Genomic DNA, 9,759 nt, shown 5'->3' on the forward strand with positions numbered 1-9,759 from the left:
AGGTAAACCCCGCTGATGATAGGTGTTCCCTTGCGTTTAAAGACTGCAGTCGCACTCGTGCTGCTCGGCCTCCTGACACTTTTGGCCGGCATCGGCCAGAGAACCATCTGGGCCCCCTCCGAGACCTTCACGGCGTCCGCGCCGGCCGATGCCGCGGAGGCGCCGCTGACCGTCATTGACCAGAATCTGCGCACCCTTCACGGCGGCACCGTCAAGATCACCATCGAAGGTGACGGGAACTTCATGCTCGCCGCCGGCCGTCCCGATGACGTGGACGCGTGGGTGGGCCAGGCAGCCCACAACACCATCAGCGGCGTTTCCGAGGACGGCAAGTCGCTGCAGGTTGAGCATGCCGACGGCGAAGCCACGGCACCCAATCCGGCCGGCTCGGATCTCTGGGTTTCCACCGAGAACGCCAGCGGCGAACTGGAGTACTCCTGGACCCCTCCGGCTGACGGCGACTGGACCCTCCTGCTCGCGTCGGACGGCACCAAGGCTGCTCCCGCCTCCGTGTCCATGACGTTCCCGAACGACACCTCCACTCCCTGGGCCATCCCGCTGATCGTCCTGGGCTCCCTGCTGATCCTCGGCGGCATTGCGCTGGCGCTGCTCTCGGCCCGCAAGCCCAACGGTGAAGGCGGAGGCGACGGCGCGGGCAGCGGCTTCGCCCAGCGTGCCCGTGCCAAGAGCGAAGCCCGGACGGCGTCGCGCGCCAGCATGGTGGCCGCCGGTATCACCGCAGCTGTCCTGGCGGGTACCGGTACTGCCGCGAACGCCGCGACACCCGCCCCCGAGCCCTCCGGCTCCTCATCGGCCGCCGCGCAGGAAGAGGCTGCGTCCCCGGTCCTGCTGGACGCCCAGTTCCGGCGCATCCTGGAACAGGTTTCCAGCGCTGCCGACGCCGGCGATGCGGCCAAGGATGCTGCACAGCTCACCGAGCGCGTGGCCGGCACCGAACTGGAGGTCCGCACCCAGAACTACAAGATCCGCTCGCAGGTGGGTTCCTACGAGGCCCGGATGCCGGTACGGTCCACCAAGCTGCTCACCACGGTTGTCACCAGTGACCGCGACTGGCCCCGCTCGGTGCTGGCCGTCACGCAGGGCGACGGCAACGTGGTCCCGCAGCTGCTGACCCTGGTCCAGCAGTCCCCCCGCGAGAACTACAAGCTGATGGAAACCACTCCGCTGCAGCCCGGCACCACCTTCCCCACGATCAGCCGCACGGGGACCGACACCCTGGCAGCCGGGGACAAGACCGGGCTCCTGTACAGCGGCGAAGAAGCCCTTTCCGGGCTGGCAGACCGCCTGACCACCCCAGACTCGGCCTTCAAGGACAAGCTGGTGGAAGGCGAGTCCTCGCCGTACATCGCTGACACGCTGTCCTACCAGGCTGAAGTGGTCAAGGCCGGCGAGAACGGCAACTTCTCCTTCACCCACAAGGTGGCTCCGGAAAGCACGGTTGTCTTCCGGACCGAAGACGGCGGCGCGCTGGTCCTGGGCCGGATCAACTTCAGCTTCGAGGGGACGCCCAAGGCGGCCGGCGACAAACTGACCATCGGGGACGACGCCGCAGTCCTTGCCGGCGGCAAGGAAACCACCACCGGGATGGTGCTCAGCTTCGCCGAATCCATGGCGGTGTATGTTCCGCCGGCAGGATCGACCGATCCCATGAAGCTCGTCGCGGCAACCCGCGGCCTGGTGGGGGCCAGCTTCAAGTAACCCGACGACCGCAGTACTTCCGGCAGCGGCCGGAGTGGCTAAAGTGGAAAGCATGAGTTCGCCAGCTTCCCGCCCTGTCCCTCCAGCCGCTGCCAGCCTGCTTAACCTGCGTGGCGCCGTCGACCTTTCCACCTTGAAACAGCGCCCTGCAGCGCCGGCCGCAACCGGAGTACCTGCCGGGACAGGCGCGCCGGCCGGGAACGGGCCGGAGGGGGCGCAGGGCGGCGGGCCCGAGCTGAGGGTCAACGTCACCGAAGCCAACTTCCAGCAGCTGGTGGAGCTGTCCGCGCAGGTGCCCGTGGTCTTTGCACTGTGGGCCCCGTACTCGCCGGAATCCACCGGCATGCTGGACACCCTGGACCGCGTGGTGGCAAGCTACGGCGGCCGGCTGGTCCTCGGGGCCGCAGACATCGACGCCTTCCCGCAACTGGCCCAGGCGTTCCAGGTGCAGGCCGTTCCCACCGCCGTCGCGGTCCTGAAGGGACAGCCTGTGCCGCTCTTCCAGGGCAGTGCCGACGAGCAGCAGGTGCGCAGCCTCTTCGACGAACTGTTGAAGGTCGCCGCCGCAAACGGCGTGACCGGCAGCCTGAACGCGGGTGCCGCCGGGGAACCGGAGCCCGCACCGCTGCCGCCGCTGCACCAGGCCGCCTTCGATGCCATCGAGGCCGGCGACTACGAGGCTGCCGCCGGTTTTTACCGGCAGGCGCTGAACGAGATGCCGTCGGACCATGACGCCAAGGCCGGGCTTGCCCAGGTTGAGCTCATGGCGAGGCTGCAGCCCCTGTCCGCCCAGGACAGTGAGGCGCTCCGTACGCTGGCCGCCAACGAGCCGGACAACGTGGAGGCCCAGCTGGGCGTTGCCGACCTGGACGTGGCAGGCGGGCACGTGGAGGACGCGCTGAACCGCCTGGTGGCGTTCATCGGGAGGAACTTCGGCCCTGAACGCGAGACCGCGCGGGTCCGGCTCCTGGAACTCTTCGACGTGGTGGGGGCATCGGACGAACGCGTCGGCAAGGCGCGGCAGGCCCTCGCGAGGGTCCTCTTCTAGTGCCGGCGCTTTTCGAGCCGCTGAAGCTGCGCTCACTCGAGCTTCAGCACCGCGGCTGGGTGTCGCCCATGTGCCAGTACAGCTGCGACCCCGACGCCGCCCCCGGCGTGCCCAACGACTGGCACCTGATGCACCTGGGTTCCTTTGCCGCCGGCGGTGCGGCGCTGATCCTCGCCGAGGCGTCCGCCGTGAGTCCCGAAGGCCGCATCAGCCCACGCGACGCCGGCCTGTACGACGACGCCCAGGCGGAAGCGTGGCAGCGGATCACCACGTTCGTGCACCGGCACGGAGCGGCAGGCGCCAAAATCGGAGCCCAGCTGGCGCATGCCGGCCGTAAGGCATCCACGTGGTGGCCCTTCTCCGGCAAGCACGGCAGCGTCCCCGTATCCGACGGCGGCTGGACCACTGTGGGGCCGTCGCCGCTGGCGTTTGAGGGGTGTGCCGCTCCCGCCGCCATGACGGCGGAACAGATCCAGGAAGTGATCTCCGATTTTGCCGCGGCGGCCGTGCGCGCCGTTGAGGCGGGCTTTGACACGGTGGAGATCCACGGTGCCCATGGTTACTTGCTGCACCAGTTCCAAAGCCCGCTGGCCAACCTGCGGGACGATGAATGGGGCGGTGACGAAACCGGCCGCAACCGCCTGATGCTGGCCGTCGTCGATGCCGTACGGGCGGTCATCCCGGACTCGATGCCGCTGCTGCTGAGGATCTCCGCCACCGACTGGGCAGAGGGCGGCATCGACCTGCCGGCATCGGTCCGCCTTGCCCGCGAAGCCGCCGCCCGGGGCGTGGACCTGATCGACGTTTCCAGCGGGGGAGCCGTGGCCCACCAAAGCATTACACCCCGCCCGGGGTACCAGACAGGGTTCTCCGCCGCCATCCGGGAGGAAGCGGGTATTCCCACCGGAACGGTCGGCCTGTTGACGTCGGCAGGCCAGGCCGAGCACGCCATCGCCACGGGCCAGGCCGATGCGGTCCTCATCGCACGGGCAGCGCTCCGGGACCCGCACTGGTGGCTGCGTGCGGCCTTCGAGCTGGGCCATGACATTCCGTGGGCCCCGCAGTACGAGCGGGCCCTGCCGAGGCGCACGTTCTAGTTGGTGCGTGGATGATGACGGACCGGCAGCCCGACGGGGCGCAAGCCCCTGGCAACCCAACAGGGCAGAAGCTCGAAGCCGCCATCCTGGAGCTCCTGGCGGCCAGGGCGGCGTCGTCCACCATCTGCCCGTCGGACGCAGCACGTGCCGTGGGCGACGAAAACTGGCGCGACCTCATGGAGCCTGCCCGGCGGGCCGCGCGCCGGCTGGTTGACGCAGGCGAGGTGCAGATCACCCAGGGCGGCTCGGTGGTTGATCCCTCCACCGCCAAAGGCCCCATCCGGATCCGGAAAGTGCGGTAGCAGCGCGCGCTTCGGAGGCATCAGCAACGGATCCCTTCGTACGCCTTTTTTGCTACTCCTGCGGGAGGACCCCCGGACCGGACGGTGAGGGCTAGTCTGGCTTCATGAGCGCTCCGATACCTGACCCGGCACCGCAACCAGGGCCCGTGGCGGCCCTGTCCATCCGGGGACTTGCCAAACGGTTTGGCGAAAAAATCGCGGTGGACGGCATCAGCCTGGATGTTCCGGCCGGCTCCTTCTTCGGCATCGTGGGACCAAACGGTGCCGGCAAGACCACCACGCTGTCCATGGCCACCGGGCTCCTGCGTCCTGACTTCGGCACGGCGGTGGTGCACGGCGTGGACGTCTGGACCCGGCCCCTGGAAGCCAAGAAGCTCATGGGCATCCTGCCCGACGGCGTCAGGCTGTTCGACCGGCTGACGGGCGAGCAGCTGATCACCTATGCCGGCCTCCTGCGGGGCATGCAGAAGGACGTCGTGGCATCCCGGGTGGGCGAGCTGCTGGCCGCCATGGACCTGTCGCAGGACGCCGGAACGCTGGTGGTGGACTATTCAGCCGGCATGACCAAAAAAATCGCTCTCGCTTCCGCCTTGATCCACGCGCCGCGCCTGCTGGTCCTCGACGAGCCCTTCGAAGCCGTGGATCCCGTGTCCGCAGCCAACATCCGCTCCATCCTGGACAGCTACGTGGCGTCCGGCGGCACCGTAATCGTGTCCAGCCACGTGATGGACCTGGTCCAGCGGATGTGCGACCACGTGGCCGTGGTGGCAGGCGGCCGGCTGCTGGCTGCCGGCACCGTGGATGAAGTCCGCGGCGGCGCATCCCTCGAAGACCGGTTCGTCCAGCTGGTGGGCGGCCGCAGCCACACGGAAGGGCTGGAATGGTTGCGCACCTTCTGAGGCTGAAGCTGACCCTGCTGCGCAACGGCCTCCGGCGCAGCCCGTGGCAGCTGGTAGGCATGGCTTTTGCGGGACTCTATGCGCTGGGCATTATCGCAACGCTGGTGGTGGCCCTGGTCCTGCTGCGCACGGCCGACCCCGAACTCGCACAGACCGCCGTGGTGCTCGGCGGGTCCGCCGCTGTCCTTGGCTGGGGAATCATCCCGGTGGTGGCTTCCGCCACCGACATGACCCTGGACCCGGCCCGCTTCACCACCTTCGCCATACCCATGAAGCAGATGCTGGCGGGGCTTGCCCTGGGCGGACTGATCGGCATTCCGGGCCTGGCCACGGCACTGGTGGCCCTGTCCACGGTGGTGACCTGGTTCCGGGGTGTACTGCCCGCCCTCGCCGCCTTGCTGGGAGCTGCGCTGGGAGTCCTCACCTGCGTTGTGCTCGCCAAAGTGGTGACCACGGCCACCGCCAGCCTTGCCGCCTCCCGGCGGTTCAAAGACGTCAGTGCCATCGCGTTTATGGTGCCACTGGTCCTGATGGGGCCCATCGTGGCGGGAGTGGGCCAGGGAATCTCGGCGTCCACAGGGTTCCTGCCGGAATTCGCACAGACATTGTCCTGGACTCCGCTGGGCGCGCCGTGGTCCCTCGCCGGTGATGTCCATGCCGGCCAGTTTGGGCCGGCGGCGCTGAAGCTCCTGGTCTCCGTTGCCGCGCTCGCTGCCCTGACATGGTGCTGGAAGCTCCTGCTGGAACGTGCCCTCGTCACGCCGCCCTCTGCCGGCAGCGGCAAGCGCAAGGGCGGCAAACTGGGGCTCCTGGGACTCCTGCCGGCGGTACCGTCCGGCGCGGTGATGGCACGGTCGCTGACCTACTGGTTCCGCGACCCGCGCTACTCCGGGTCCCTGGTGGTCATCCCGCTGCTGCCCGTGGTGCTGGGATTCCAGGGGGCCCAGACGGGTGACTACTCCAGCCTTGCTGTCCTTGCCCCCCTGTCCGCCTTCATCCTCGCCTGGTCCATCTCTGCCGACGTCTCCTATGACAACACCGCCTTCGCCCTGCACGTCGCAACGGGCGTCCGGGGAGTGGCGGACCGGCTGGGCCGCGCACTTGCCTGCCTGGCGTTCGCCCTCCCCGTGGTGCTCGTGTTCGCCGTGGGCCATTCGGCATTCACCGATGACTGGTCCGGGCTGCCGGGCCAGCTCGGGCTGAGCCTGGGGATCCTTTTTACGGGCCTGGGGCTGGCCTCCGTCGTGTCGGCGCGCTATACCGTGGCCGTTCCGCTGCCCGGGGACAGCCCCTTCAAGAAGCCGCCCGGCAACGTGGGGCAGACACTGGCTGTGCAGTTCGGCGGAATGCTGGTCCTGCTGGTCCTGGTGCTGCCCGAGGCCGCACTGCTGATCGCACAGCTCGTGACGGGAAACAGCGTCTTCGGCTGGATCAACCTCGCGGCAGGAACCGTCCTGGGCCTTGTCCTGTTTGTGGTGGGCGTGCGGCTGGGCGGAAAATGGCTTGACGCGCGCGGCCCGGAGCTTTTGGCCCAGGTGGCCGTCAACCGCTGACGTAAACCGGCACGGCAGGGGAGGAAACAGCATGGAAATCGTCATCCTGGGCAGCAGCAAGCAGATTGGAAAGCTGGCGGCGGACGCCATCGAGGACCTGGTCCGGCATAAGCCCAACGCCGTGCTGGGCCTCGCCACGGGTTCCTCGCCGCTGCCGGTCTACGACGAGCTGGCCGACCGGCACGAGGGCGGCCTGGACTTCAGCCAGGCCTCCGCGTTCACCCTCGACGAATACGTGGGCCTGCCCGCCGGTCACCCCGAGTCCTACCGGGAGGTGATCCGGCGCGAATTCACCAACCGGGTCAACATCGCTCCGGAGAACGTCCACGGACCTGACGGGACGGCGCAGGACATCCCCGCCGCGTGCCAGGCCTATGAGGAAGCCATCGCGGCCGCCGGCGGCGTTGACCTGCAGCTCCTGGGCGTGGGTACCGACGGCCACCTCGCCTTCAACGAGCCCGGGTCCTCCTTTGCCTCCCGCACCCGGATCAAGAGCCTGATCGAGCAGACACGCCGTGACAACGCCCGGTTCTTCAACAGCCTGGCCGAGGTCCCGCACCATGTCCTCACGCAGGGGCTGGGAACCATCATGGAGGCGCGGCATGTGATCCTGCTCGCCACCGGCGCGCAGAAGGCCCAGGCCGTGCGCGACTTCGTGGAGGGCCCGGTCTCGGCCATTTGCCCGGCCTCGGTGCTGCAGTTCCATCCCCACGCCACCGTCCTGCTGGACGAAGCGGCGGCCTCGGCGCTGAAGCTTGCCGATTTTTACCGGCACACCTATGACAACAAGCCCGCCTGGCAAGGCCTGTAGCGCCCCGGATTCCTGCCTGGAGCAGGGCTGCAACGCCCGACGGCGGGAGGTTCCGGAGGGCGCCACGGCGGCGCCGCCGTCGAACGCCTGTTCCCCGGAACGGCTAAGATGGTAGGCATGACTAGCATGACGGACCCTCTCGAAAACGACCCGATGCGCGAGCTTTCCGGGGCTGGAACGTCCACAGCCACCATCGAGCGCGAGGAACTGCGCCAGGAGGTGGAGCCGGGCGACCGGGAGCGCTTTGCGCATTATGTGCGCAAGGAAAAGATCATGGAGTCCGCGCTGACCGGTGAACCCGTCATCGCCCTGTGCGGCAAGGTCTGGACGCCGGGCCGGGATCCGAAGAAGTTCCCGGTGTGCCCGATGTGCAAAGAGGTCTACGACGGCCTCCGCCCGGGCAACGACGGCGGCAAGGGTCCCGGAGGGGACTCAGGCAACAACAAATAGTGACGGAAACACTCTTTGGCGGCCCCACCCTGCCTCCGGCTTATCCGGAACGTGCAGCCTGGGGAACCGCCCCGAAACTCCGTGCCTGGCAGCAGGAAGCACTCGACCTCTACCTGCGGAACAACCCCCGGGATTTCCTGGCGGTAGCCACCCCCGGCGCCGGTAAGACCACCTTCGCACTGCGGGTGGCGTCCACGCTCATCGAGTCCGGTGCCGTCAACAGGGTGACCATCGTGGCGCCCACTGACCACCTCAAGAGGCAGTGGGCGGACGCGGCGGCCCGGGTGGGCATCGCCATCGACCCCAACTTCAAGAACTCCGACGGGCAGCACGGCCGCGGCTTCATCGGGGTTGCCGTCACGTACGCCCAGGTGGCCAGCAAGCCCCTGCTGCACCGGGCCAAGACCGAAGCTGCGCGCACGCTGGTAATCCTGGACGAGATCCACCACGGCGGCGAGGCACTGTCCTGGGGCGACGGCCTGCGCGAGGCCTTCGACCCCGCGGTGCGCCGGCTGTCCCTGACGGGTACCCCGTTCCGTTCGGACACCTCGCCCATCCCGTTCGTGGAATACGCCGAGGACCGGGATGGCATCCGCCGCTCAAAGGCTGACTACACGTACGGCTACGGGAACGCGCTGCGGGACCACGTGGTCCGGCCCGTGATGTTCATGGCCTACTCCGGACAGATGCGCTGGCGCACCAGCGCCGGCGAGGAGATGGCAGCGTCGCTGGGCGAGGCCGCGGTGACCAAGGACATCACCTCCCACGCGTGGCGGACGGCATTGAACCCTGCCGGCGAATGGATTCCGGCCGTCCTGGCCGGGGCCGACAAGCGCCTCAGCGAGGTGCGCCGCACCGTTCCCGACGCCGGTGGCCTGGTTATTGCCACGGACCACGAGGATGCGCGTGCCTACGCAGGGCAGCTGAAGAAGATCACGGGCCAGTCGCCCACGGTGATCCTCTCCGATGACGCCAAGGCCTCGAGCAAGATCGAGGAGTTTTCAGCGGGGGAAACACGCTGGATGGTGGCTGTCCGCATGGTGTCCGAAGGCGTGGACGTCCCGCGGCTGTCCGTCGGGGTCTATGCCACCTCGACGTCCACGCCGCTGTTCTTCGCCCAGGCCGTGGGCCGCTTCGTGCGTGCCCGCAAGAGGGGCGAGACGGCGTCCGTCTTCCTGCCGTCCGTCCCGCAGCTGATGGCGCTGGCCAACTCCATGGAAGCGGAGCGGGACCATGCCCTGGACCGCCCCGAGAAGGAGGACGGCGACGGCCTGTTCAACCCGGAAGACTCGCTGATGGCGGAGGCCAACCGCGAGGACAAGGCCTCCGACAGCCTCACCAAGGGCAAGTTCGAGGCACTGGACTCGCAGGCGTCGTTTGACCGGGTGCTTTTCGACGGCGGCGAGTTCGGCACCGGCGGCGAGGTGGGGTCCGACGACGAGATGGACTTCCTGGGCATCCCCGGCCTGCTCGATGCAGAGCAGGTGGGCACGCTCCTGCGCCAGCGGCAGCACGAGCAGCTGAACCGGAAGAACCGGAAGGCGCCCGCCTCGGCCGCGGAAAGCCAGGCCCCGGCCGTCCCCGACCACCGGATGCTGATGGACCTGCGGAACGAGCTGGCCAAGAACGTGGCAGCCTGGTCCGCCCGGACGGGTACGCCGCACGGCGTGGTCCATACCAAACTGCGCACCGTGTGCGGCGGTCCGCCCGTTGCGCAGGCCAACGAGGAGCAGCTGCAGTCGCGTTTGCGGAAGCTCCAGGACTGGTTCATCGGCCGGAAATAGCGGTGATGCAATAACGGTGGCCCGGGTGCTGAGCACCCGGGTCAACATTTTGTTCTGCCTCTTGTACCTGGATGTTGGGAGGCCGACGTCAGGCGA

General features: G+C 68.4%; 9 protein-coding genes. All 9 read left to right on the top strand.

Annotated features, from left to right (window positions below; all coding sequences use genetic code 11):
- Nucleotides 1-15: 15 nt before the first annotated feature.
- Complete coding sequence (locus AC5RWA_RS14930; RefSeq protein ID WP_494058145.1) at nucleotides 16-1,719, top strand: DUF8094 domain-containing protein; 1,704 nt, start codon at nucleotides 16-18, stop codon at nucleotides 1,717-1,719.
- A 52-nt stretch (nucleotides 1,720-1,771) separates the two neighbouring features.
- The gene (locus AC5RWA_RS14935; protein ID WP_494058146.1) at nucleotides 1,772-2,767 is read left to right on the top strand and encodes a co-chaperone YbbN; all 996 of its coding nucleotides are present in this window, start codon (nucleotides 1,772-1,774) and stop codon (nucleotides 2,765-2,767) included.
- A complete protein-coding gene (locus AC5RWA_RS14940) occupies nucleotides 2,767-3,864 on the top strand; it encodes an NADH:flavin oxidoreductase/NADH oxidase (protein ID WP_494058147.1) in 1,098 nt (365 codons plus the stop codon). Before AC5RWA_RS14935 ends, AC5RWA_RS14940 begins: the two co-directional genes overlap by 1 nt.
- Before the next feature lie 11 nt (nucleotides 3,865-3,875).
- Nucleotides 3,876-4,166, top strand: a complete 291-nt coding sequence (locus tag AC5RWA_RS14945; protein WP_494058148.1) for a DUF3253 domain-containing protein — start codon at nucleotides 3,876-3,878, stop codon at nucleotides 4,164-4,166.
- Between the two features lie 104 nt (nucleotides 4,167-4,270).
- Nucleotides 4,271-5,065, top strand: coding sequence for an ABC transporter ATP-binding protein (locus tag AC5RWA_RS14950; protein WP_115525475.1), 795 nt, complete (start codon nucleotides 4,271-4,273; stop codon nucleotides 5,063-5,065).
- The gene (locus AC5RWA_RS14955) at nucleotides 5,047-6,618 is read left to right on the top strand and encodes a transporter (RefSeq protein ID WP_494058149.1); all 1,572 of its coding nucleotides are present in this window, start codon (nucleotides 5,047-5,049) and stop codon (nucleotides 6,616-6,618) included. Before AC5RWA_RS14950 ends, AC5RWA_RS14955 begins: the two co-directional genes overlap by 19 nt.
- Before the next feature lie 31 nt (nucleotides 6,619-6,649).
- Entirely contained in the window at nucleotides 6,650-7,429 is a 780-nt protein-coding gene (gene nagB / locus AC5RWA_RS14960; RefSeq protein ID WP_079597691.1) for a glucosamine-6-phosphate deaminase, read from the top strand.
- Nucleotides 7,430-7,537: 108 nt separating this feature from the next.
- A complete protein-coding gene (locus AC5RWA_RS14965; RefSeq protein WP_079597692.1) occupies nucleotides 7,538-7,879 on the top strand; it encodes a DUF3039 domain-containing protein in 342 nt (113 codons plus the stop codon).
- The gene (locus tag AC5RWA_RS14970; RefSeq protein ID WP_494058150.1) at nucleotides 7,879-9,663 is read left to right on the top strand and encodes a DEAD/DEAH box helicase; all 1,785 of its coding nucleotides are present in this window, start codon (nucleotides 7,879-7,881) and stop codon (nucleotides 9,661-9,663) included. The genes AC5RWA_RS14965 and AC5RWA_RS14970 overlap by 1 nt, the downstream gene beginning before the upstream one ends.
- Nucleotides 9,664-9,759 lie beyond the last annotated feature (96 nt).

This window comes from Arthrobacter sp. 210 2 (assembly GCF_059093025.1).